Below are 22,090 nucleotides of genomic sequence, written 5' to 3' on the forward strand. Positions count from 1 at the left end.
CTCAGGCCTCCTGTTTGAAGACCAGGACCGCTGCGGTCATCGGCGCGGCCATGACGATGTTGACCAGCTCCCAGCCGAGCTGGCCGTGCCTGTTCAACTGCGACTGGACTTCCTCGATGTCGATCTTCCCCGACCAGCTGGGCTTCACTTCCACGGTCAGGTACTTCCACCGCTTGCTCATTGCTTGCTCTCCTTGTTGGCATCCGGTTTGGGAAGGCGTCCGGCCTTGCGCAGTGCGTCGCGCAGCACGTACTCGATCTGTGCGTTCAGGCTGCGCAGCTCGTCATCGGCCCAGCGCTGCGCGGCCGCCAGCACGTCGGCGTTGATGCGCAGCGGATAGGCTTTTTTCTCGGCCACGACGTCAGTACAACGAGCCGGCGTTGACGATCGGCTGGGTGCCACGGTCCGAGCACAGCACGGTCAACAGGTTGCTGACCATGTGCGCCTTGCGCTCTTCGTCGAGCTGCACCACGCCGTTCTTCTGCAGCTCGGCCAGGGCCATTTCGACCATGCCCACCGCACCCGCCACGATCCGCGTGCGCGCCGCGATCACCGCATTGGCCTGCTGGCGCTGCAGCATCGCCTGGGCGATTTCAGCGGCATAGGCGAGGTGGCTGATGCGTGCGTCGAGCACCTGTACGCCGGCGTCGGCGAGCCGCTCGGCCAGTTCGTCCTTGAGGTGCTGGGAGATCTCGGCGGCGTGGCTGCGCAGCGAGAGCTGGCCGTCTTCATGCTGGTCGTAGGGGTAGCTGGTGGCCATCGCGCGCAGGGCCGATTCGGACTGGATGTGCACGAAGCTCTCGTAGTCGTCCACGTTGTAGACCGCCTCGGAGGCATCCACCACCTGCCAGACGATCACCGCGGCGATTTCAATCGGGCTGCCGTCCAGTTCATTGACCTTGAGCTTGCCGCTTTCGAAGTTGCGCACGCGCTGGCTGACCTTCTTCTTGCTGAAGAACGGGTTGTTCCAGCGCAGGCCGTTGTCCTTGACCGTGCCGACGTACTTGCCGAACAGGCTCAGCACCGCCGCCTGGTTGGGTTGCACGGTGTACAGGCCGGCCAGCAGCAGGAGGGCCAGGCCGGCAATGACCAGCCCCGCCAGGATCGACAGCACCGCCAGCGCGCCGCCGGCCTGCTTCTGCTCGATGATGCCGCCCACAAACAGGGCGCCGCCCAGCACAAACGCCAGCAGCACCAGCGCGAGCAGGGCCAGACCGGACATTGAACGGATGGGTTTCTCTTTCACGGGGATCGTCCTTGGGAGGTTGGGACTCCAAGATATCAAAATGATATCAGTCCGCAAGTGCCCCGGCCGCCGCGATCATCCCGTCGCCGGCCGTCACGCTCTAGAATGCCCACCCGCCCCTGATGCCCGGAAAACGCCATGACCACGCTCGGCACGCCGCTGTCTCCCTCCGCCACCCGCGTCCTGCTGCTGGGATCGGGCGAACTGGGCAAGGAGGTCGCCATCGAGCTGCAGCGGCTGGGCGTGGAGGTGATCGCCGCCGATCGCTACGCCGACGCCCCGGCGATGCAGGTGGCGCATCGCGCGCATGTGATCGACATGCTCGACGCGATGGCGCTGCGCGCGCTGATCGCCCAGGAGCAGCCGCACCTGATCGTGCCGGAGATCGAGGCCATCCATACCGAAACGCTGGTGCAACTGGAGCAGGAGACGGGCCAGCGCGTGGTGCCCACCGCGCGCGCCGCGCGCCTGACGATGGACCGCGAAGGCATCCGCCGTCTCGCGGCCGAGACCCTGGGGCTGCCGACCTCGCCGTATCGCTTCGTGGATACCGAGGCCGAGTACCGCGCTGCGGTGGCCGCGATCGGTCTGCCGTGCGTGGTCAAGCCGGTGATGTCTTCGTCCGGCAAGGGCCAGAGCACCCTGCGCAGCGAGGCCGACATTGCCCCCGCCTGGGAGTACGCGCAGACCGGCGGCCGCGCCGGCGCGGGCCGCTGCATCGTTGAAGGCTTCATCGACTTCGACTACGAGATCACCCTGCTCACCGTGCGCCATGCCGGCGGCACCTCGTTCTGCGCGCCGATCGGCCACTGGCAGAAAGACGGCGACTACCGCGAAAGCTGGCAGCCGCAGCCGATGTCGCCGCGCGCGCTGGCGCGTGCCGAAGAGATTTCGCAGGCCATCACCGACGATCTCGGCGGCTGGGGCCTGTTCGGTGTGGAACTGTTCGTGAAGGGCGACGAGGTGTGGTTCAGTGAAGTCTCGCCGCGTCCGCACGACACCGGCCTGGTCACCCTGGCCTCGCAGGAACTGAGCGAGTTCGCGCTGCACGCCCGGGCCATTCTCGGCCTGCCTATCCCGCTGATCCGCCAGAGCGGGCCGTCGGCGTCCTGCGCGATGCTGGCGCATGGCGAAGGCGTGCCGTTCTTCAGCAACGTCGACGCGGCGCTGGTGCATCCCGACACGGCGCTGCGCCTGTTCGGCAAGCCCAGCGTGCACGGCCACCGTCGCGTTGGCGTGACCCTGGCGCGCGGCGGCGATATCGACGAAGCGCGCCGCATCGCGCGCGAGGCGGCCGAGGCGATCGGCATCGAACTGCGCCCCTGACCGGAGCGCAATGAAACGGCAGGTACCGACCGCTGGTCGGTACTTGAAACGGTAGGTACCGACCGCTGGTCGGTACGCTCTCAGCGCACGTCCACCCACACCAGGTGGTGGTCGCTGCCATCGGCGATCTTCGCCTCCGGGCGCTCGTTGGCCGGCCAGAACACGCCGCTGCCCACGTAGCTGAAACCGACCGAGGGCAGCACGTAGTCCAGGCGCATCGTGCCCGACTTCGGGCCGAAATCGCCGGTGGCATGGAACGGCGCACCCTTGCGCACGATGCCCTTGGCCGCATAGGCCAGGCTGGTCTGCTCGGCGCCCACGCTGCGCGGGGTCGGGTAGCGCAGCACGCGTGCGTTCTCGATCAGCTCGACAATCGCCTCGTGGCGGCCATCCCCATCGACCGGGTCGTTGTTGAGGTCGCCCAGGATCACGAAGCGCGCGTCCTGCACCAGGCCGCCGCACTGGCCGCGGTCGTCGCACAGCCAGGGCGTGTCGCCGGCCGACAGATACGCCTGCCACAGGCGCAGCTCATCGTGGTTGCGCGCGGCGTTGCGCTTTTCCGGTCCATCGAACACCGGCGGGGTGGGGTGCGAGACCAGCGCGTGGACCACGCCGTTCGGCGTCGTCACCGGCACGTCCCAATGCGATTTGGAGGACAGGCGCAGCTGCGACCACACGTGGTCGTTGTAGAAGGACGTGCCCGTGCGCGGGTCGATCGGGCGCAGCGCGCCGGGCATCGTGCTCCACTTCAGCAACTGGAAGGTGCGCACCTTCGCTTCGTCGATCGGGTAGCGCGACAGCACCAGCATGCCGTACTGGCCCGGGTGCAGGCCGTAGCCCCAGGCATCGTTGCCGCGCGCGCGGCCGTCGCCGCCGATCTGGCCGTTGTTGTCCAGGTCCAGCCCGCTCTGCACGCCGGTGTTGACCGGGGCCAGGTAGCGGTAGGCGTAGTGCAGCGGCGCGCCGCCGCCGGGCTGGGCGGTTTCCAGGTAACGCTGCTGGAACAGGTCGGCCGCGCGGTGGGCGTCGTCGTAGTCGAATTCGTTGAGCAGCACCAGGTCCGGGCGGACCTGCTGCAGCACGGCGGCAATCTTGCGCGCGTGCTCGCTGTCGCCTTCCAGCTCGGCGATCAGGCCGCCGGTCTCGTCGCTGTACAGCGAGGTGTTGTAGGTCGCAATCCGCAGCGGCGCGGAGGAAGTGTCCGGCATGGCGGCGGTCTTGGCGGGGCTCTGGGCGCAGGCGCTGCACAGCAGGGCCAGGGCGAGGATCAGGGGATGGGCTTTCATCCCGCCATTTTGCACCCAGTGCGATGTCAATGCTGCGTCAGCGCCCGTCCAGGTCGTCGTCGAATGCGTGCCAGCGGCGGCCGTCGTAGGCCTCCAGCGGGCGGAAGCGGCGCTTGTAGTCCATCTTGCGGTGGCCGCGGATCCAGTAGCCCAGGTACAGGTGCGGCAACTGCTCGCGACGTGCCCAGGCGATCTGCTGCAGGATCGCGAAGGTGCCCAGCCCACGTGCGGCATGGTCAGGGTCGAAGAAGGTATACACGGCCGACAGCCCCTGCGTGGTGACGTCGGTGACGGCCACGCCCAGCAGGTCGCCACGGCGTCCCGGCTGGCCCGGCCCGCGCACTTCCAGGAAGCGGCCCTGCGACCACTGGCCGATCAGGAACTGGTCGAACTCGTGCGGACCGTGTTCGTCCATGCCGCCCTGGGCATGGCGGTGGGTGAGATAGCGGTGGTACAGCGCGAACTGCTCCTCGGTCTGTTCGGCCGCCACGATCCGCACATCCAGATCCGCGTTGCGGGCCAGGCAGCGGCGCTGGCTGCGGTCCGGAGCGAAACGCGCCACCGGCACGCGGACCGCCACGCAGGCATGGCACTGCGCGCAATGCGGGCGGTAGACCAGATCGCCCGAGCGGCGGAAGCCCCAGCTCAATGCCATCGGGTACAGCGCGCCCAGGCGCGCATCGTGGGGATCGAGCACCAGGTCGCGCGCGGCCCGGTCCGGCCAGTAGCCACAGGGGTGGTCACCGGTCTGGAACAGTCGCAGCTCGTCGTCGCGGTCGCCGTGTATCGCCATGTGCCCAGCATAGCGCCGGGGCGTCGCAGGGGGCGCGACTGTCTGCCACATGAACGCGGCCGCCCGCCCGGTCAACCCGGGCGGCGCCCGCGCGTTGTTACCGCTGTGGGTGCCAACGCACCGCACGCGGATTTCCCTACGAACCGGAGTGACCCATGCGCAATCGCAACCCCCTTCTGCTGGTGGCCCTGCTGCTGACCACCGGCACCGCCGGTCTGGCGATGGCCGCCGATGCCCCGAGCCCGACCGGTGCGCCCGCGCGCGCCAAGCTGGACACCAACGGCGATGGCGTCATCGACCGTACCGAAGCGGCGAAGGCGCCGCGTCTTGCCGCGCAGTTCGACACCCTGGACGCCAACAAGGACGGCAAGCTGTCGCGCGAGGAACTGCCGCGCTGGCACGGCAAGCGGCACGGCCGTGGGCCGGGTGGCCGTGGCGACATGCTGGCCAAGCTGGACACCAACAAGGACGGCCGCATCAGCCGCGAGGAGGCCAAGGCCGATCCGCGCCTGGCTGCGCGTTTCGACCAGATGGACGTCAACAAGGATGGCTACCTGGACAAGGCCGACCGCGAGCTGCGCATGAAGCAGCGCCGTGATGCGTGGTTCGCTGCTGCCGATACCAACAAGGACGGCCAGATCAGCAAGGCCGAGTTCGACGCCGCCAAGGGCCCGTTCGGTGGTCCGCGCGGCGGCCACCGTGGCGACGCTGCGCCGGCGCCGAAGGCCCGCTGACCCAGCGCCGGTCCATCGCGACGTAACGCCGGGCTCTGCCCGGCACCCCACAACGCCGGTCATCGACCGGCGTTGTGCATTGCAGGCTCAGGCATGGCCCTGCCGCAAGGCCAGCACGATCACCACCACCATCACCAGGTTCACCGCGATCAACGCCTTGTGGCCGTACATCCACTGGTATGTCCAGGTGGGTCCGCTGCGTCCGTGGCGGGCGGCGTCGCGGGCAATCATCGGCGCCATGATCCGCTGCAGCGGCACCAGGCACTGGTAGTTGGTGACGGCCAGGCCGATCACCAGCGTGCCCAGCGGCCAGTACCAGGCCACCTGCAGGGCGGTCAGGACGAACACGAACATGCACACCAGCATGGCGGTGAGGGTGCTGTAGTACACGAAGCCGCGCACCGCGGCGCGCTCGGCATCGGTTTCCGCGTAGCGCATCAGGTAGCGCCCGCCGAGGTAGCTGCCGATCACCCCGCCGACCATGCCGCCGATGGCTGCGCCCCAGCCGAACTCAGTACCGAACAGGTGGCTCTGGCTGGCGGCGGCGCCCAGCGACCCCATCGCCGCGCCACCGGACAGGCTGGCACCGCCCAGCCCCAGCTTGCCGGTGCCGATACCGGTGCCGATCAGGATCGCCGCACTGGCCGTGCCGGGCGCGGCAACCAGCGCCATCGACACCACCGTGGTGGCGAAGGCCGCGCTGGGGGCCGAGCTGCGCGCGAAGTCGCCGAAGCGGCGCAGCATCTCCTCACGCACGGTGGCCCGCGCCCGCGACAGGCGCTTGCGCACGGCGGCGTCGCTCAACCCGAGCAGGTCGGCCACCTGCTGCGAGCGCTGGCCTTCGCGGTAGTACAGCAGCAGCGTTTCGCGGCTGTCCTCGGGCAGCGCCGAAATGATCTCCTCGGCGGCCACTTCTTCTTCCACCCGCTGCAGATACTCCGGTGCGCTGGGGCCGGGATCGGCGGCCATGCTGATCGCGATCTCGGCCGCCTCGCCCGACAGGGGGCGGCCACGGTTGGCGCGCAGCCAGTCGCGGGCAAGATTGCGGGTGATCTGGCGCAGCCAGGGCAGGAAGCTGGCGTGGCTGTGCAACTGGTTGAGCTGCTGCCAGGCCTTGATGAAGGCCTCCTGGGCGATGTCCTCACTGGCCTGCACGTCGCGGGTGATCGCCAGGGCGATGGCGGTCACCGTGTTCTGGCAGGCCAGCACGATGCGACCGTAGGACTGCTGGCAACCGCCTGCGGCGGCAGGCAGGTCGCGTTCCAGCGTGATGGTCAGCGGGTGCGGGGTCATGGCGTCGGTCCCTGGCGATGGTGACATCATGACGCGGCAGGACGGCGAATGTGACGGGCAGGGTCGGCGGTGGTAGAGCCGACTGTCAGTCGGCTGCTCTCCGCTCCGGCCCAACGAACGCCTGACAGCCCCGCCGGACAGACCAGCATGGGCGCAGATCGATCCGGGCAGGCTCTGTCGGGCTACGGTTGTGTGGTCGGCGGCGTGATCCGCACGCGGACCTCTTCTTCCTCGGGCGCCGGTGCCGGCTGTGTTGCCGGTGCCTGCGGTTGCGCCTGCTGTGTCTGTACGGGCACCGCCGTGGGTGCGCCACGGTGGCGCATCACCACCACCATCGCCACTGCCGCGATCACCAGCAGCAGGCCGATGCGGATGCGCCAGGCCCAGTTGCGGCGCGGCGCCACCTCGCCCACCTGGTCGCGGAACGCGAACTCGGCGGTGGGGTGGTCGCGCCGGGTGGTTTCCAGCAGGCGCGCGTCGCGCAGGATTTCACGCGCGCGCGGCTGGTCGTCGGCATGCACCACCCACAGGGTGGGGTGGGTGGTGGCCTTGCTGGTGTCCAGATAGCTGAACTGGCTGCCGCGCTTGCTGTGGTACGAGCGCCCGTTGGTGATGCGCACCTCGATGCCCGCATCGCGCAGCAGCTGGGCCACGCCTTCCACGGTTTCCACGCGCTGGCTGCTGAAAATCTGACGCATATCGAATCAATCCTTGGCCGGTACGGCGGCGGCCGCGGCACTGTCGGTGACCACACGGATCAGCCCTTCCTGCGCGGTGCTGGCAACCAGCACGCCCTCGCGGGTGAAGAACTGGCCGCGGGCCAGGCCGCGCGAATCCTGCGCGCTGGGGCTGTCCAGCGAGTAGAGCAGCCAGTCGTCGGCGCGGAACGGGCGGTGGAACCAGATGGCGTGGTCGAGCGAGGCCATCTGCACGTGCGGCTGGTAATAGCTGATGCCGTGCGGGAACGTGGCGGTGCCGAGCAGGTGGAAGTCCGAAGCGTAGGCCAGCAGGGCCTGATGCAGCTCGGGCGCATCGCCCACGGTTTCGTTCAGGCGCAGCCACACCTGGTGGTAGGGCGGGCGCTTGGGCGGATTGAGTTCGTCGCGCGGGTAAACGTGGCGGAACTCGAAGGGACCGCCGCGCGACAGCCAGCGCTGCACCTTGATCGGCAGCCGCTCCAGCACTTCCGGCGGCAGCGGGCGGTTGGGCTCGATGTCTTCCGGCTGCGGCACTTCCGGCATCTTGTGCTGGTGCTCGGCACCGTTCTCGGCCTGCTGGAACGACGCCGCGCAGAAGAAGATCACCTTGCCGTGCTGGATCGCGGTGACACGGCGCACCGAGAAGCTGCCGCCATCGCGGGTGCGGTCCACGTCGTAGACGATGGGGTGGTCGATGTTGCCGGCGCGCAGGAAATACGCGTGCAGTGAATGCACGTGGCGGCCGTTCTCCACCGTGGCCTGCGCGGCCGACAGCGCCTGGCCCAGCACCTGCCCACCGAATACATACTTGGTGCCGATGTCGCGGCTCTGGCCGCGGAACAGGTTGTCTTCCAGGCGTTCCAGCGTGAGCAGGTCGATCAGCTCGGAAACAACGGGTTCATGCGTGTCGGACAAGGGGGGCAACCGGCAGGGGGCGGACCCGAATTATAGGGTAGTGCCGGCCGCTGGCCGGCATGGCGGCACCGCATCCGCGCTGCCGCCCCGTGGCGCAGGGCTCGTCCCAGGCAGGTGCGCGCACCCCTGCAACGCCTGGTCGGGGAGATGCGGGGGGCCGGCCAGCGGCCGGCACACCGCGTGGCGGTCAGGCCTTGCCCAGGCGGGCGACCAGGGTCTGCAGGGCCTGCTGGGCGTCCGGGGCGTACCAGGCCTCGACGAAGCGGTCCAGCTGGATCAGGTCGGGATGCAGGGCCTCATGCAGATCGGCGCGGGCGATGGCGCGGGTGAGCAGCATCGGCTGGCGCGGCAGCTTCAGCAGGCGCTGCAGCCAGGCGACCGCGCGCGGCACCACCTGCGGCGCGTCGGCCAGCTCGTCCACCAGGCCGATCTCCAGGGCCCGTTCGGCCGGCACCATTTCCCCACCGACCAGCAGCTGGGTGGCGCGGTGATGACCGACCACGCGGCGCATCAGGCGCTGGATGCCTTCCGGGGCCACCAGCCCCACCTGCACCTCGTTCAGCCCGATCACGGTCGGCTGGGCCGGGTCCGCGCTGCGCGCCAGCACCCGGTAGTCGCAGCACAGGGCCAGTACGCAGCCGCCGGCAGGCGCATGCCCGGTCAGCGCCGCCACCACCGGCACGCGGCATTCGGCCAGGGTGCGCACTGCACCGAAGAACGCCTGCCAGCTGTCGAGCAGCTTGTGTTTGTCCTCGCCGTGGCCGAGCAGGTGCGGCACATCCATGCCGGCGCTGAAGATGCGCTCGCTGCCGGACAGCACGATGCCGTGCACGTCGTCGGTCATGGCCTGGTTGACCGCATGGATCAGGTGGCGGCACAGCTCGGTGTCCAGTGCGTTGACCGGCGGGCGCGCCAGCCGCAGCTCGCGGATGGAGCCGTGGTTGATCACCTCGATAAGCGTCGTCATGCTGCGATCTCGTTGCGGACAGGGAACTGAGGCGATGATAACCAAACCATTCGTGTGCGTATTGTTGGGTCTGTGTGCGTTCGCAGCATCGGCCGTGGCGGCCGAACCGGCGTGCGTGACTGTGCGTGATGGCTGGGTACGGCTGCCGCCGGGCGCGATGCCGATGGCGGCAGGTTACGGAACGATCCGCAACGACTGCCGCGCGGCGGTGGTCGTGATCGGCGCGGGCAGCAAGGCATTCGGCGATGTGTCGCTGCACGAAACCACCCTGGCGGATGGCGTCAGCCGCATGCGTGCGGTAGAGCGGATGCCGATCGCGCCGGGCGCCACAGTGGACCTGAAGCCCGGTGGCCTGCACCTGATGCTGATGCAGCCCGCCATCGCGCTGAAGGAAGGCGGGCAGGTGCCGCTGCGGCTGAGCCTGGAAGACGGGCGCAAGGTGGATGCCACCCTGCAGGTCCGCAAAGCGACGCCGTGACACCGCGCGGCAATGATGGGGCCCGAGCGGGGTAGAGCCGACCGTTGGTCGGCTGGCCGCGCAACGCGCGGCAATGATCGGGGCTTGATGAACGAATCAACGGCAGCCGGGTAAAACCCGGCTCTACGGGGTGCGCGCGGCAATGATGGGTGCCGGGCGAGCGGGGTAGAGCCGACCGTTGGTCGGCTGGCCGCGCAACGCGCGGCAATGATCGGGGCCTGATGAACGAATCAACGGCAGCCGGGTAAAACCCGGCTCTACGAGGCGTTGCGGATCGCGTCGGGCAGGGGCGCGCTTTTGCCGGTCTGCGTATCCATCCACACCACCACCACGTTGCCGTCCGAATACAGGCGGGTGTCGTCCTGCTGGTCCACGATGCGATGGCCGATGGTGATGCTGCTGTTGCCCAGCCGCTCCACGAACAGCTCCACCACGATGTCGTTGGGCCACACGATCGGGAGGCGGTAGTTGACGTTGGTGGCGGCCACCACCGGCGCGATGCGGTCGGTCATCGATACGCCGTCCACGCCCAGCATCCAGCGCACGCGCGCCTCTTCCAGGTAGGAGATGTACTTGGCGTTGTTGACGTGGCCCATGCTGTCCATGTCGCGCCAGCGCACGCTGATCGGTACGCGGGCAAGGATCGTGTGGTCGGTGCTCATCAGGCGTCCTTCTTCTTGCGGGTGGTGCTGGTCTTGCTGGCCTTGCCACTGCTCTTGGCAGCAGCGGCCTTCTTGGCCGGCTTCTCCGGCTTGACCTTGCGGGGTGGGCGGGCGTCGGGCTTGTTGGCCACGGCGGCCGGGCGTTCCGGGCGCGCGCTGGTCGAGGGCAGCATCTTGGCCAGGAACTGGCCGGTGTACGAGGCCGGGTGTGCGGCCACGTCTTCCGGCGTGCCGGTGACCAGGATGGTGCCACCGCGGTGGCCGCCCTCCGGACCCAGATCGACGATCCAGTCGGCGGTCTTGATCACGTCGAGGTTGTGCTCGATCACCACCACCGTATTGCCCTCGTCGCGCAGCTTGTGCAGCACGCCGAGCAGCGCTTCGATGTCGTGGAAGTGCAGGCCCGTGGTCGGCTCGTCGAGGATGTACAGGGTGCGGCCGGTATCGCGCCGCGACAGTTCCTTGGACAGCTTCACGCGCTGCGCTTCACCACCGGACAGCGTGGTCGCGCTCTGGCCCAGCTTGATGTAGCTCAGGCCCACATCGACCAGCGTTTCCAGCTTGCGCGCGATGGACGGCACCGGCTCGAACAGCTTCAGCGCATCTTCGACGGTCATCTGCAGCACGTCGTTGATGTTGTAGCCCTTGTACAGGATCTCCAGCGTTTCGCGGTTGTAGCGCTTGCCGTGGCAGACATCGCAGGGAACGTACACGTCCGGCAGGAAGTGCATCTCCACCTTGATCAGGCCATCGCCCTGGCAGGCTTCGCAGCGGCCGCCACGCACGTTGAAGCTGAAGCGCCCCGGCGAATAGCCGCGCGCACGCGCTTCGGGCACCTGCGCGTACAGCTCGCGCAGCGGGGTGAACAGACCGGTGTAGGTGGCCGGGTTCGAGCGCGGCGTGCGGCCGATCGGCGACTGGTCGATGTCCACCACCTTGTCGAACAGGTCCAGGCCGTCGACTTCCTTGTACGGCGCGATCGGGTGCGAGGCGCCGTTGATCTCGTTGGCGGCCAGCGAGAACAGGGTGTCGTTGATCAGCGTCGACTTGCCCGAGCCGGACACGCCGGTGATGCAGGTCAGCAGGCCCGACGGAATGTCCAGGTCCACGCCCTTGAGGTTGTTGCCGCTGGCACCGCGCAGGTGCAGCGTCATCTTCGGGTTGGGCTTGTGCCGGCGCGCCGGAATCTCGATGGCGCGCTTGCCCGACAGGTACTGGCCGGTGAGCGAACGCGGCGCATCCAGGATGTCCTGCAGGGTGCCCTGGCCGACGATCTCGCCGCCGTGCACGCCCGCGCCCGGGCCGATATCCAGCACGTAGTCGGCCAGGCGGATGGCGTCTTCGTCATGCTCGACCACGATCACCGTGTTGCCCAGGTCGCGGAGGCGCGTGAGGGTGCCGAGCAGGCGCTCGTTGTCGCGCTGGTGCAGGCCGATGGACGGCTCGTCCAGCACGTACATCACGCCGACCAGGCCGGCACCGATCTGGCTGGCCAGCCGGATGCGCTGGGCTTCGCCACCGGACAGGGTGTCGGCCTTGCGCTCCAGGGTGAGGTAATCCAGGCCCACATCGACCAGGAAGCCCAGCCGCTCGCCGATCTCCTTGACGATCTTGCCGGCGATCTCGCCACGCCAGCCCGGCAGGCTCATGCTGCTGAAGAACGTCAGCGCCTCGTCGATCGGCAGCACCACCAGTTCCGGCAGCGCACGGTCGGCCACGAAGACGTTGCGGGCGGCCTTGTTCAGGCGCGCGCCGTGGCACTCGGGGCAGTCGCGTTCGCTGATGTACTTGGCCAGTTCCTCGCGCACCGCCGCCGATTCGGTTTCCTTGTAGCGGCGCTCGAGGTTGGGAATGATGCCCTCGAAGCGGTGCTTGCGCTGGGTGCGCCCGCCGGCCTCGGTGAAGTAGGTGAAGGTGATGGTTTCCTCGCCGCTGCCGAACAGCACGGCCTGGCGCACATCCTCGGGCAGGCTCTGCCACGGCGCGTCCACGTCGAACTTGTAGTGCTTGGCCAGCGAGGCGATCAGCTGGAAGTAGTACGCGTTGCGGCGATCCCAGCCGCGCACGGCCCCGGCCGACAGCGACAGCTCCGGGTGCACCACCACGCGCGAGGGATCGAAGAACTCGGCCATGCCCAGGCCGTCGCAGCCGGGGCAGGCGCCGACCGGCGAGTTGAACGAGAACAGGCGCGGTTCCAGCTCCGGCAGCGAGTAATCGCAGACCGGGCAGCTGTACTTGGACGAGAACAGATGGGCCGGCGCGTCCTCGACATCCAGCGACTGCACCGAGACCATGCCATCGCCGAGCTTCAGCGCGGTTTCAAAGCTTTCGGCCAGGCGCTGCTTGATGTCCTCGCGCGGGCGGAAGCGGTCGATCACCGCTTCGATGGTGTGCTTCTGGCGCAGCGCCAGCGGCGGCACCGCATCGATCTCATGCAGCACGCCGTCCACGCGCACGCGCACGAAACCCTGCGCACGCAGCTGGTCGAACACCTGGGCATGCTCGCCCTTGCGCTCGCGGATCACCGGGGCCAGCAGCATGTAGCGCTGCTCCGGGTCCAACGTGAGTACGTGATCGACCATCTGGCTGACCGTCTGCGCTTCCAGCGGGTAGCCGTGGTCGGGGCAGCGCGGGCTGCCGACACGGGCATACAGCAGGCGCAGGTAGTCGTAGATCTCGGTGATCGTGCCCACGGTCGAACGCGGGTTGTGCGAGGTCGACTTCTGCTCGATCGAGATCGCCGGGGACAGACCCTCGATGTGGTCCAGGTCCGGCTTCTCCATCACGCTCAGGAACTGCCGGGCATAGGCCGACAGCGACTCCACGTAGCGGCGCTGGCCTTCGGCGTAGATCGTGTCGAAGGCCAGCGAGGACTTGCCCGAGCCGGACAGACCGGTGATGACGATGAGCTTGTCGCGGGGCAGGTCGAGATCGATGTTCTTGAGATTGTGCGTCCGCGCGCCGCGGATGCGGATGAAATCCATCGCCATGGGGGATCCGTTGTGGGGCTTCGACCCGAGGGGTCGGCAAGCGGGTGGGGCAAGCGGAGACGGCAATCGGTCAGCCTACCGAGCTTGGGATTTGGGGGCAATCGGCGACATTGCCAGCCCCGTGTCTCATTCCCTGAGACCGGCCCGGCCTCAACCTGAACGGGGTTCAGGGGATTGCGTCCCGGGGCAGGGGGTGGGTTGACCCGGGCCGGGGTCAGTCATTAAAATCCCGCTTCTGTCCGCCCTCGATGGCGACAGTCCATAGACCACAATAACTACAGAGGAAGTCTGGTCATGTACGCAGTACTGGTAACCGGCGGTAAGCAATACCGCGTGGCGCAGGGCGAAACGCTCCGCGTTGAAAAGCTCGAAGTCGAAGTCGGCAACGAGATCAAGTTCGACAACATCCTGATGCTGGGCGACAGCGATGGCATCAAGCTGGGCGACGCGCTGAGCGGCGCTTCGGTCACCGCCAAGGTCGTGTCCCAGGGTCGTGCCGACAAGGTCCGGATCATCAAGTTCCGTCGCCGTAAGCACCACATGAAGCGCCAGGGTCACCGTCAGTACTACACCGAAATCGAGATCACCGGCATCGCCGGTGGCAGCAAGTAATAAGGAGAAGCAGTCATGGCACATAAAAAGGGCGTAGGCTCTTCGCGCAACGGTCGCGACTCCAACCCGAAGTACCTCGGCGTCAAGATCTTCGGTGGCCAGGCCATCGATGCCGGCAACATCATCGTGCGCCAGCGCGGCACCCAGTTCCACCCGGGTTCCGGCGTCGGCCTCGGCCGTGACCACACCCTGTTCGCGCTGATCGACGGCAAGGTGGAGTTCTCGGTGAAGGGCCCGAAGAAGCGTCGTACCGTCAGCGTCGTCGCCGAAGCCTGATCTTCGCGACACGCAGGCGCCCACGCCTCGGCGTGGGGCCGCTGACGAAAGCCCCGCTTCGGCGGGGTTTTTGTTTTGTTGAACGCATACCTGGCGGGATCCTTCCCGCCACCGTCCCTGGATCGTACCGGGGACGTTAGACTCTGCGGTCGGGCGCATCCGCTGCCCGCCGCCTCCAGTTGGCATCCAGAATCATGAAACTTGTAGACGAAGCAGAAATCCAGGTCACCGCCGGCAATGGCGGCAACGGCTGCGTCGGTTTCCGTCGCGAGAAGTTCATTCCGCTGGGCGGCCCGGACGGTGGCGATGGCGGCAACGGCGGCAGCGTGTGGATCCGCGCCGACGAAAACCTGAACACCCTGGTCGACTTCCGCCACGAGCGCATCTTCAAGGCGCAGCGCGGCGAGAACGGCATGGGCCGCCAGGCCTACGGCAAGGGCGGCGAAGACCTGGTCATCACCGTGCCGGTCGGCACCGTAGTGATGAACGTCAGCACCGACGAAGTGATCGGCGACCTGACCGGGCATGGCGATCGCCTGCTGGTGGCCAAGGGCGGCAAGGGCGGCCTGGGCAACATGCACTTCAAGAGCTCCACCAACCGTTCGCCGCGCCAGGCGCTGCCGGGCGAAGAGGGCGAGGAGCGCCTGCTCAAGCTGGAACTGAAGCTGCTGGCCGACGTTGGCCTGCTCGGCTTCCCGAACGCCGGCAAGAGCACCCTGATCCGCGCCGTGTCCGCGGCAACCCCGAAGGTGGCCGACTATCCGTTCACCACGCTGTATCCGAATCTGGGCGTGGTCCGGGTCGAGAATTACCGCAGCTTCGTGATCGCCGACATTCCCGGCCTGATCGAAGGTGCCGCCGACGGTGCCGGCCTGGGCGCGCAGTTCCTGCGCCACCTGCAGCGCACCCGCCTGCTGCTGCACCTCGTGGACATCTCCCCGATGGAAGGCGGCGTGGAAGGCGTGTCGCCGATCGAGCAGGTGCGGGCGATCGAGCGCGAGCTGGAGAAGCACGATCCGGAGCTGCTGCAGAAGCCGCGCTGGCTGGTGCTCAACAAGGCCGACCTGATGTTCGAGGACGAGGCCAAGGCCGCTGCCGAGAAGATCATCGCCGAGCTGGGCTGGACCCAGCCGTGGTACCTGGTCTCGGCGCTGGGCCGTGAAGGCACCTGGCCGATCATGACCAACATCATGGCGTTCTTCGACCGCCAGAAGGAAGACGAGGCGCAAGCGCGCGATGCGTACTGAGCGCACCCGCGCGCCCCTGAACAACCCGGCTTCGGCCGGGTTTTTCTGTGGTGCGCCCGGCATTCCGCGCCGCGCTGCCGGGCGCTGTCCGGTCCGCGGCGCGCACGCCGCACGTGGATGCCGCCCAACAAAAAACCCGGCCAGGGCCGGGCTTTTCTGTACCGCCGAAAGCAGGGCTTCCGGCAGTCGCTTCGCCGTATCAGGCGGCCTTGAGGGCCTTGATGCGCGCGGTCAGGCGGCTCTTGTGGCGAGCAGCCTTGTTCTTGTGGATCAGACCACGCGAGCTGAAACGGTCGAGGATCGGCTGGGCGACGGCAAAGGCTGCCTCGGCGCCGGCGGCGTCATTGGCATCCAGAGCCTTGATCACCTTCTTGACAGCGGTGCGCAGCATCGAACGCTGAGCCGTGTTGCGCGCGTTGCGCACGACGGTCTGCTTGGCGCGCTTCTTGGCGGACTTGATATTGGCCACAGTGGTGGTTTCCTGAAAAATCGGTGTAATGGGAACAGCAAGCTGGAAAGTATGATGGCTCGAAAAATGTACGTCAAGTCAATTGTCAAGAGGGAACACGGGTGAGTTCACCGAAGATGTTGCGGGGCCTGCTGTCGTTCAGCAGCATGACCATGATTTCGCGGGTACTGGGGTTGGTGCGCGACCTGGCCGTGACCACCACGTTCGGCACCAATGCGGTGACCGATGCCTTCTGGGTCGCCTTCCGGGTGCCCAATTTCCTGCGCCGGCTGTTCGCGGAGGGCTCGTTCGCCACCGCCTTCGTCCCGGTGTTCACGGAGGTGAAGGAGACCCGCTCGCATGCCGAGCTGCGCGAGCTGATGTCGCGGGTGGCCGGCACGCTCGGCGGAGTGCTGCTGCTGGTGACCGCGCTGGCGCTGATCTTCGCTCCCCAGCTGGCCACCCTGTTCTCCAGCGGGGTCGATACCGACCCGGCCAAGCACGGCCTGCTGGTGGACCTGTTCCGGCTGACCTTCCCGTTCCTGCTGTTCGTCTCGCTGACGGCCCTGGCCGGCGGAGCGCTGAACAGCTTCCAGCGCTTCGCGATGCCGGCGTTGACCCCGGTCATCCTCAACCTGTGCATGATCGCCGGCGCGCTGTGGCTGGCGCCGCAGCTGGGTGGAACCCCCGAGAAGCAGATCCTGGCCCTGGGCTGGGCGGTGCTGGCGGCGGGCCTGCTGCAGCTGCTGTTCCAACTGCCGTCGCTGAAGGGCATCAACCTGCTCACGCTGCCGCGCTGGGGCTGGAACCACCCGGGCGTGCGCAAGGTGCTGACCCTGATGGTGCCCACCCTGTTCGGCTCCTCGGTGGCCCAGATCAACCTGCTGCTGGACACGGTGATCGCCGCCAAGCTGACCGACGGCTCGCAGTCCTGGCTGTCGCTGGCCGACCGCTTCCTGGAACTGCCGCTGGGCGTGTTCGGGGTGGCGCTGGGCACGGTGATCCTGCCCGCGCTGGCCCGCCATCACGTCAGTACCGACAAGGTCGGCTTCTCCAATGCCCTGGACTGGGGTCTGCGCACCACGCTGCTGATCGCGGTGCCGGCCATGCTCGGCCTGCTGCTGCTGGCCGAGCCGCTGATCGCCACGCTGTTCCAGCACGGCCAGTTCACCCCGTTCGATACCCGCATGACCGCGCTGTCGGTGTACGGCCTGAGCCTGGCCCTGCCGGCGTTCGCCCTGCTGAAAGTGGTGCTGCCGGCGTTCTACGCCCGCCAGGACACGAGTACGCCGGTGCGGGCCGGTCTGGTCGCGCTGGTGGCCAACATGGTCTTCAACTTCGCGCTGCTGGCCGTGCTGTACCACCTGATGGTGCCCGAGGCCCTGAAGGCGCAGGGGGTCTGGGTGGCGCTGGGCAAGCAGCCCGGCCTGCACCTGGCCCTGGGCATCGCCAGCGCACTGTCCAGTTACCTGAACCTGGGCCTGCTCTGGTACTGGCTGGGCAAGACCCGGGTGTACCAGCCGCGGCCGGGCTGGGGCGGGTACGTGACGAAGCTGGGGCTGGCCTGTGCGGCGATGGTGGCGGTGCTGCTGGGGCTGCTGCAGCTCATGACGGACTTCACCGGCATGGACAAATGGCACCGCATCGGCAACCTGGCCGTGCTGGTCGGCGGCGGTGGTCTGACCTATCTGCTGGCCCTGGTGGCGATGGGCTTCCGCCCGCGTCACCTGCGCGAGCATTGATCCGGCGGGCACCCGGCTATACTTCATGGCTATCCCTTGCAAAGCATCGGCCCCGGTGGGCCGCATTCCAAGTTGATGAGCAGGCTGTTTAGAAGCGTTGAAGGCGGGCCGTTGTTCCCGCACGGAAGCGTGGTCTGCATCGGTGCATTCGACGGCCTGCACCTGGGCCATCGTGCGCTGGTGCGCCACGCAGTAGCGCGTGCGCGCGCGCTGGGCGTGGCCGCTGTGGCGGTTGCGTTCGAGCCGTTGCCGCGCGAGTACTTCGCCCAGGGCGAGCCGCCGCCGCGGCTGACCCTGGCCCGCGACAAGGTGGCGATGCTGCGCGAGCTGGGCGTGGACGGCATTGGCCTGCTGCGCTTCGATGCGCGCATGGCCGCCATGCAGGCCGAGGCGTTCGTGGAGCAGCTGCTGGTGCAGCGGCTGAGCGCGCGCGAGGTCTGGATCGGGCCGGAGTTCTGCTTCGGCAACCGCCGCAGGGGCGATCTGGCCCTGCTGCAGGCGATGGGCGCCGACCGCGGCTTCAGCGCCGGCGAGATCGAGCCGGTGGACCTTCGCGGCGAGCGCATCTCCAGTACCCGTATCCGCCAACTGCTGCGCGCCGGCGATTTCAGCCACGCCGCCGACCTGCTGGGCCGCCCCTATGCGATCGGTGGCCGGGTGGTGCGCGGCCGCCAGCTGGGCCGTACCCTGGGTTTCCCGACCGCCAACCTGCGCTTCCCGAAGACGCCGGCACTGTCGGGCATCTACGCCACCTGGGTGCACGGCGTGTTCGACCAGCCGTGGCCCTCGGTGTCCAGTTTCGGCACCCGGCCGACCGTGGACGGGGTGGAGCCGCTGCTGGAAGCGCACCTGTTCGACTTCCAGGGCGACCTCTACGGGCGCCATATCGAAGTGGAGTTCGTGGCCAAACTGCGCGATGAAGAAAAGTTCCATGACCTGGCGGCGTTGACCGACCAGATGCACCGTGACGCCGAACAGGCGCGCCACATCCTTTCCGAACACAGATTGCGAGCCACTGCGTGAGCCAGGACTACAAAGCCACCCTTCATCTGCCGGCAACCGAATTCCCGATGCGCGGCGACCTGCCCAAGCGCGAGCCGGGCATTCTGTCGCGCTGGGAAGACGAGGGCCTGTACGCCCGCCTGCGCGAGAACGCGCAGGGTCGCCCGCTGTTCGTGCTGCACGACGGCCCGCCCTATGCCAATGGCCAGATCCACCTGGGCCATGCGGTCAACAAGATCCTCAAGGACATCATCGTCAAGTCGCGCTACCTGGCCGGCTTCGATGCACCCTACGTGCCGGGCTGGGATTGCCACGGCCTGCCGATCGAGATCGCGGTCGAGAAGAAGTGGGGCAAGGTCGGCACCAAGCTCGACGCCGTGCAGTTCCGCCAGAAGTGCCGCGAGTTCGCTGAAGAGCAGATCGAGCTGCAGCGCCGCGACTTCAAGCGCCTCGGCGTGATCGGCGACTGGGACAACCCGTACAAGACGCTGAGCTTCGACTTCGAGGCCAACGAAATCCGCGCGCTGTCCAAGGTGTTCGCCAACGGCCACATCGTGCGCGGCGCCAAGCCGGTGCACTGGTGCTTCGACTGCGGCTCGGCACTGGCCGAGGCGGAAATCGAATACCAGGACAAGACCTCGCCGGCCATCGACGTCGCCTACGTGGCGCGCGATCCGGCGCAGCTGGCCGCACGCTTCGGCGTCAGCCTGCCGGCCGATGTCGAGGTGGCCGTGCCGATCTGGACCACCACCCCGTGGACGCTGCCGGCCTCGCTGGCGGTGTCGCTGGGTGCCGATATCCAGTACGCGCTGGTTGAAGGCCCGGCCCATGCCGGCAAGCGCCGCTGGCTGGTGATTGCCGCCGCCCTCGCCGAGCGCGCGCTGCGCCGCTACGGCGTGCAGGAGGTGGTGGCGCACGGCCATGCCGCCGGCGCCGCGCTGGAACACCTGCTGCTGGCCCACCCGTTCTACCCGCAGCGCGACATCCCGCTGCTCAACGGCGCACACGTCTCCGACGAAGACGGTACCGGTGCGGTCCATACCGCCCCGGGCCACGGCCAGGAAGACTTCGTGGTCAGCCAGCAGTACGGGCTGATGGACGCTTACAACGCCGGCCAGATCAATCCGGTCGACGGTCGCGGCGTGTACCTGCCTTCCACGCCGCCGGCCGGCGATGTGGTGCTGGCCGGTGTGCACCTGTGGAAGGCGCAGCCGCTGATCGTGGACGTGCTGCGCGACTCCGGCGCGCTGCTGGCCTTCGTCGAGATCCAGCACAGCTACCCGCACTGCTGGCGCCACAAGACGCCGGTGGTGTTCCGCGCCACCCCGCAGTGGTTCATCTCGATGGACAAGGCCAACCTGCGCCGCGACGCGATGGCCGCCATCGACAACGTGGGCTGGTTCCCGAGCTGGGGCAAGGCGCGCATCGGCAGCATGGTCGATGGCCGTCCGGACTGGTGCATCAGCCGCCAGCGCACCTGGGGTGTGCCGATCGCGCTGTTCACCCACCGCGAAACCGGCGAGCCGCATCCGCGCACCGTCGAACTGATGCAGCAGGTCGCCGACCGCGTGCAGGTCGAGGGCATCGACGTGTGGTACTCGCTGGACAGCGCCGAGCTGCTCGGCGAGGACGCGCCGCACTACGAGAAGGTCACCGACATCCTGGATGTGTGGTTCGACTCCGGCGTCACCCATGAAGGCGTGCTGCTGGCACGCGGCTTCGGCAAGCCGGCCGACCTGTACCTGGAAGGGTCGGACCAGCACCGCGGCTGGTTCCAGTCCTCGCTGCTCACCGGCGTGGCGATCGACAGGCACGCCCCGTACAAGCAGTGCCTTACCCACGGCTTCACCGTGGACGAGCACGGCCGCAAGATGTCCAAGTCGCTGGGCAACGGCATCGAGCCGCAGGACATCATGAAGACGCTGGGCGCGGACATCCTGCGCCTGTGGATCGCCTCGGCCGACTACAGCAACGAAATGTCGCTGTCGCAGGAAATCCTCAAGCGCAACGCGGACGCCTACCGGCGCCTGCGCAACACCGCGCGCTTCCTGCTCGGCAACCTGGACGGCTTCGACCCGGCGCAGCACCTGGTGGCGCCGGCCGACATGGTCGCGCTGGACCGCTGGATCGTGCATCGCGCCTTCGAGGTGCAGGAGAAGATCAAGGCTGCCTACACCAGCTACAACATGGCCGAGATCGTGCAGCTGCTGCTGAACTTCTGCAGCGTGGACCTGGGCTCGTTGTACCTGGACGTGACCAAGGACCGCCTGTACACGATGCCGACCGACTCGCGCGGCCGCCGTTCGGCGCAGAGCGCGATGTACCACATCGCCGAAGCGTTCACGCGCTGGATTGCGCCGATCCTGAGCTTCACCGCCGACGAGCTGTGGGGCTACCTGCCGGGCGAGCGCAAGGACAACGTCCTGTTCGCCACCTGGTACGAAGGCCTGGCCCCGCTGCCGGCCGATGCCGCGCTGGGCGCTGCCGATTTCGATCAGCTGCTGGCCCTGCGCGAGCAGGTCGCCAAGGTGCTGGAGCCGATGCGTGCCAACGGCGCGATCGGTGCGGCGCTGGAAGCGGAGATCACCGTGGCCGCCGATGCGGAGACCGCGGCACGCTGGCAGCCGCTGGCCGAGGAACTGCGCTTCCTGCTGATCAGTGGTGATGTGCAGGTGCGTCCGGCGACCACCGACGAGGTGTTCGTCAGCGCCCAGCCGACCACCAAGCAGAAGTGCGTGCGTTGTTGGCACTACCGTGCCGATGTCGGCAGCGTGGCCGCCCATCCCGAGCTGTGCGGTCGCTGCGCGACCAACATCGACGGTGCCGGCGAAGATCGGCGGTGGTTCTGATGAGCGCCGCCCGTCCGCGTCCCAACGCCCTGGTGTGGCTGCTGCTGTCGGTCGTGGTCATCGGCCTGGACCAGTGGAGCAAGGCCTGGGTGCTGTCCAGCCTGCCCGAGTTCCAGCCGGTGCCGGTCATCGACGGTTTCTGGAACTGGTACCGCACGTACAACACCGGTGCGGCGTTCAGTTTCCTGAGCGATGCCGGCGGCTGGCAGCTGTGGTTCTTCACCGCGCTGGCCGTCGCCATCAGCGCCCTGATGGCCAAGTGGCTGTGGGAAACCCCCCGCGCCAACTGGCGTCGGGCGGTACCCTTCGCCCTGGTCATCGGTGGCGCCATCGGCAACGTCATCGACCGCCAGGTGCACGGGCACGTGGTGGACTTCATCCAGTGGTACATCGGCGACCATGCCTGGCCCTCGTTCAACATCGCCGACTCGGCGATCGTGGTCGGCGCCATCGGGATCGCAGTGTTCGGGCTGTTCGAAGGCAAGGCCAGCAAAAAAGCGGGATAATCCCTCCCTGTATTCAGCAA

General features: G+C 67.9%; 22 protein-coding genes. 10 read left to right on the plus strand and 12 right to left on the minus strand.

Translation table 11 applies throughout. From position 1 onward, the window contains the following. Position 1: 1 nt before the first annotated feature. From ACLB90_RS15350 to ACLB90_RS15360, 3 genes are read right to left on the minus strand one after another with little or no spacing between them, the layout of a single operon-like run. On the minus strand, positions 2–181 hold the full coding sequence (locus tag ACLB90_RS15350; protein WP_411850274.1) for a DUF4177 domain-containing protein: 180 nt from the start codon (positions 179–181) through the stop codon (positions 2–4). Beyond that, the gene (locus ACLB90_RS15355) at positions 178–357 is read right to left on the minus strand and encodes an Arc family DNA binding domain-containing protein (protein WP_411850275.1); all 180 of its coding nucleotides are present in this window, start codon (positions 355–357) and stop codon (positions 178–180) included. Before ACLB90_RS15355 ends, ACLB90_RS15350 begins: the two co-directional genes overlap by 4 nt. Before the next feature lie 4 nt (positions 358–361). Further along, positions 362–1,246, minus strand: coding sequence for an SPFH domain-containing protein (locus ACLB90_RS15360; protein ID WP_411850276.1), 885 nt, complete (start codon positions 1,244–1,246; stop codon positions 362–364). 138 nt (positions 1,247–1,384) lie between these two features. Here ACLB90_RS15360 and purT point away from each other — a divergent pair, with 138 nt between their 5' ends. Beyond that, on the plus strand, positions 1,385–2,572 hold the full coding sequence (gene purT, locus ACLB90_RS15365) for a formate-dependent phosphoribosylglycinamide formyltransferase (protein WP_411850277.1): 1,188 nt from the start codon (positions 1,385–1,387) through the stop codon (positions 2,570–2,572). Between the two features lie 80 nt (positions 2,573–2,652). Here the strand turns inward: purT and ACLB90_RS15370 are convergent, their stop codons facing one another. Next, the gene (locus tag ACLB90_RS15370) at positions 2,653–3,858 is read right to left on the minus strand and encodes an endonuclease/exonuclease/phosphatase family protein (protein WP_411850278.1); all 1,206 of its coding nucleotides are present in this window, start codon (positions 3,856–3,858) and stop codon (positions 2,653–2,655) included. Between the two features lie 37 nt (positions 3,859–3,895). After that, positions 3,896–4,651, minus strand: coding sequence for an arginyltransferase (locus tag ACLB90_RS15375; RefSeq protein ID WP_411850279.1), 756 nt, complete (start codon positions 4,649–4,651; stop codon positions 3,896–3,898). Between the two features lie 155 nt (positions 4,652–4,806). Here ACLB90_RS15375 and ACLB90_RS15380 point away from each other — a divergent pair, with 155 nt between their 5' ends. Continuing rightward, positions 4,807–5,385, plus strand: coding sequence for an EF-hand domain-containing protein (locus tag ACLB90_RS15380; RefSeq protein WP_411850280.1), 579 nt, complete (start codon positions 4,807–4,809; stop codon positions 5,383–5,385). 87 nt (positions 5,386–5,472) lie between these two features. Here the strand turns inward: ACLB90_RS15380 and ACLB90_RS15385 are convergent, their stop codons facing one another. The 4 genes from ACLB90_RS15385 to ACLB90_RS15400 all read right to left on the minus strand — a co-directional run bounded on the left by ACLB90_RS15385 (position 5,473) and on the right by ACLB90_RS15400 (position 9,258). Then, entirely contained in the window at positions 5,473–6,678 is a 1,206-nt protein-coding gene (locus ACLB90_RS15385; protein ID WP_411850281.1) for an RNA polymerase sigma factor, read from the minus strand. Positions 6,679–6,860: 182 nt separating this feature from the next. Beyond that, the gene (locus ACLB90_RS15390; protein ID WP_411850282.1) at positions 6,861–7,376 is read right to left on the minus strand and encodes a putative signal transducing protein; all 516 of its coding nucleotides are present in this window, start codon (positions 7,374–7,376) and stop codon (positions 6,861–6,863) included. Positions 7,377–7,382: 6 nt separating this feature from the next. Then, a complete protein-coding gene (tesB, locus tag ACLB90_RS15395; RefSeq protein WP_411850283.1) occupies positions 7,383–8,291 on the minus strand; it encodes an acyl-CoA thioesterase II in 909 nt (302 codons plus the stop codon). Between the two features lie 187 nt (positions 8,292–8,478). Continuing rightward, entirely contained in the window at positions 8,479–9,258 is a 780-nt protein-coding gene (locus ACLB90_RS15400) for an enoyl-CoA hydratase/isomerase family protein (protein WP_411850284.1), read from the minus strand. 34 nt (positions 9,259–9,292) lie between these two features. Between ACLB90_RS15400 and ACLB90_RS15405 the strand changes: the two genes are divergently transcribed. Then, the gene (locus tag ACLB90_RS15405; RefSeq protein WP_411852772.1) at positions 9,293–9,736 is read left to right on the plus strand and encodes a copper chaperone PCu(A)C; all 444 of its coding nucleotides are present in this window, start codon (positions 9,293–9,295) and stop codon (positions 9,734–9,736) included. A gap of 257 nt (positions 9,737–9,993) precedes the next feature. Here ACLB90_RS15405 and ACLB90_RS15410 read toward each other — a convergent pair whose 3' ends face one another. Both ACLB90_RS15410 and uvrA read right to left on the minus strand, forming a co-directional pair. Further along, positions 9,994–10,398: an acyl-CoA thioesterase gene (locus ACLB90_RS15410; RefSeq protein WP_017354927.1), complete on the minus strand. Its 405-nt coding sequence runs from the start codon at positions 10,396–10,398 to the stop codon at positions 9,994–9,996. Beyond that, positions 10,398–13,388, minus strand: coding sequence for an excinuclease ABC subunit UvrA (gene uvrA / locus ACLB90_RS15415; RefSeq protein WP_411850285.1), 2,991 nt, complete (start codon positions 13,386–13,388; stop codon positions 10,398–10,400). Before uvrA ends, ACLB90_RS15410 begins: the two co-directional genes overlap by 1 nt. A gap of 294 nt (positions 13,389–13,682) precedes the next feature. Between uvrA and rplU the strand changes: the two genes are divergently transcribed. From rplU to obgE, 3 genes are all read left to right on the plus strand, one after another. Then, entirely contained in the window at positions 13,683–14,000 is a 318-nt protein-coding gene (gene rplU, locus ACLB90_RS15420; protein ID WP_019184518.1) for a 50S ribosomal protein L21, read from the plus strand. Positions 14,001–14,015: 15 nt separating this feature from the next. Continuing rightward, positions 14,016–14,276 (plus strand): 50S ribosomal protein L27, encoded by a 261-nt coding sequence (gene rpmA / locus ACLB90_RS15425; RefSeq protein ID WP_017354924.1) that lies wholly within the window; start codon positions 14,016–14,018, stop codon positions 14,274–14,276. A gap of 194 nt (positions 14,277–14,470) precedes the next feature. After that, the gene (gene obgE / locus ACLB90_RS15430; RefSeq protein ID WP_411850286.1) at positions 14,471–15,523 is read left to right on the plus strand and encodes a GTPase ObgE; all 1,053 of its coding nucleotides are present in this window, start codon (positions 14,471–14,473) and stop codon (positions 15,521–15,523) included. Positions 15,524–15,722: 199 nt separating this feature from the next. Here the strand turns inward: obgE and rpsT are convergent, their stop codons facing one another. Then, a complete protein-coding gene (rpsT, locus tag ACLB90_RS15435; RefSeq protein WP_017354922.1) occupies positions 15,723–15,992 on the minus strand; it encodes a 30S ribosomal protein S20 in 270 nt (89 codons plus the stop codon). Between the two features lie 116 nt (positions 15,993–16,108). Between rpsT and murJ the strand changes: the two genes are divergently transcribed. From murJ to lspA, 4 genes are all read left to right on the plus strand, one after another. After that, positions 16,109–17,713: a murein biosynthesis integral membrane protein MurJ gene (gene murJ, locus ACLB90_RS15440; protein ID WP_411850287.1), complete on the plus strand. Its 1,605-nt coding sequence runs from the start codon at positions 16,109–16,111 to the stop codon at positions 17,711–17,713. A 75-nt stretch (positions 17,714–17,788) separates the two neighbouring features. After that, positions 17,789–18,736 (plus strand): bifunctional riboflavin kinase/FAD synthetase, encoded by a 948-nt coding sequence (locus tag ACLB90_RS15445; RefSeq protein ID WP_411850288.1) that lies wholly within the window; start codon positions 17,789–17,791, stop codon positions 18,734–18,736. Beyond that, positions 18,733–21,564, plus strand: coding sequence for an isoleucine--tRNA ligase (gene ileS / locus ACLB90_RS15450; RefSeq protein ID WP_411850289.1), 2,832 nt, complete (start codon positions 18,733–18,735; stop codon positions 21,562–21,564). The genes ACLB90_RS15445 and ileS overlap by 4 nt, the downstream gene beginning before the upstream one ends. Beyond that, complete coding sequence (gene lspA / locus ACLB90_RS15455) at positions 21,564–22,070, plus strand: signal peptidase II (protein ID WP_411850290.1); 507 nt, start codon at positions 21,564–21,566, stop codon at positions 22,068–22,070. Before ileS ends, lspA begins: the two co-directional genes overlap by 1 nt. The last annotated feature ends 20 nt before the right edge of the window (positions 22,071–22,090 follow it).

This window comes from Stenotrophomonas sp. LGBM10 (assembly GCF_046736075.1).
Classification (GTDB): Bacteria; Pseudomonadota; Gammaproteobacteria; order Xanthomonadales; family Xanthomonadaceae; genus Stenotrophomonas.

What these genes read in the sequence shown, in the direction of transcription:
- ACLB90_RS15370 (WP_411850278.1), bottom strand. Translation starts at nt 3,858, where the DNA reads ATGAAAGCCCATCCCCTGATCCTCGCCCTGGCCCTGCTGTGCAGCGCC.
- uvrA (WP_411850285.1), bottom strand. Translation starts at nt 13,388, where the DNA reads ATGGCGATGGATTTCATCCGCATCCGCGGCGCGCGGACGCACAATCTC.
- murJ (WP_411850287.1), top strand. Translation starts at nt 16,109, where the DNA reads ATGTTGCGGGGCCTGCTGTCGTTCAGCAGCATGACCATGATTTCGCGG.
- ACLB90_RS15385 (WP_411850281.1), bottom strand. Translation starts at nt 6,678, where the DNA reads ATGACCCCGCACCCGCTGACCATCACGCTGGAACGCGACCTGCCTGCC.
- rplU (WP_019184518.1), top strand. Translation starts at nt 13,683, where the DNA reads ATGTACGCAGTACTGGTAACCGGCGGTAAGCAATACCGCGTGGCGCAG.
- rpmA (WP_017354924.1), top strand. Translation starts at nt 14,016, where the DNA reads ATGGCACATAAAAAGGGCGTAGGCTCTTCGCGCAACGGTCGCGACTCC.
- ACLB90_RS15390 (WP_411850282.1), bottom strand. Translation starts at nt 7,376, where the DNA reads ATGCGTCAGATTTTCAGCAGCCAGCGCGTGGAAACCGTGGAAGGCGTG.
- purT (WP_411850277.1), top strand. Translation starts at nt 1,385, where the DNA reads ATGACCACGCTCGGCACGCCGCTGTCTCCCTCCGCCACCCGCGTCCTG.
- obgE (WP_411850286.1), top strand. Translation starts at nt 14,471, where the DNA reads ATGAAACTTGTAGACGAAGCAGAAATCCAGGTCACCGCCGGCAATGGC.
- ACLB90_RS15400 (WP_411850284.1), bottom strand. Translation starts at nt 9,258, where the DNA reads ATGACGACGCTTATCGAGGTGATCAACCACGGCTCCATCCGCGAGCTG.
- ACLB90_RS15380 (WP_411850280.1), top strand. Translation starts at nt 4,807, where the DNA reads ATGCGCAATCGCAACCCCCTTCTGCTGGTGGCCCTGCTGCTGACCACC.
- ACLB90_RS15405 (WP_411852772.1), top strand. Translation starts at nt 9,293, where the DNA reads ATGATAACCAAACCATTCGTGTGCGTATTGTTGGGTCTGTGTGCGTTC.
- ACLB90_RS15410 (WP_017354927.1), bottom strand. Translation starts at nt 10,398, where the DNA reads ATGAGCACCGACCACACGATCCTTGCCCGCGTACCGATCAGCGTGCGC.
- ACLB90_RS15375 (WP_411850279.1), bottom strand. Translation starts at nt 4,651, where the DNA reads ATGGCGATACACGGCGACCGCGACGACGAGCTGCGACTGTTCCAGACC.
- ACLB90_RS15350 (WP_411850274.1), bottom strand. Translation starts at nt 181, where the DNA reads ATGAGCAAGCGGTGGAAGTACCTGACCGTGGAAGTGAAGCCCAGCTGG.
- lspA (WP_411850290.1), top strand. Translation starts at nt 21,564, where the DNA reads ATGAGCGCCGCCCGTCCGCGTCCCAACGCCCTGGTGTGGCTGCTGCTG.
- ACLB90_RS15445 (WP_411850288.1), top strand. Translation starts at nt 17,789, where the DNA reads ATGAGCAGGCTGTTTAGAAGCGTTGAAGGCGGGCCGTTGTTCCCGCAC.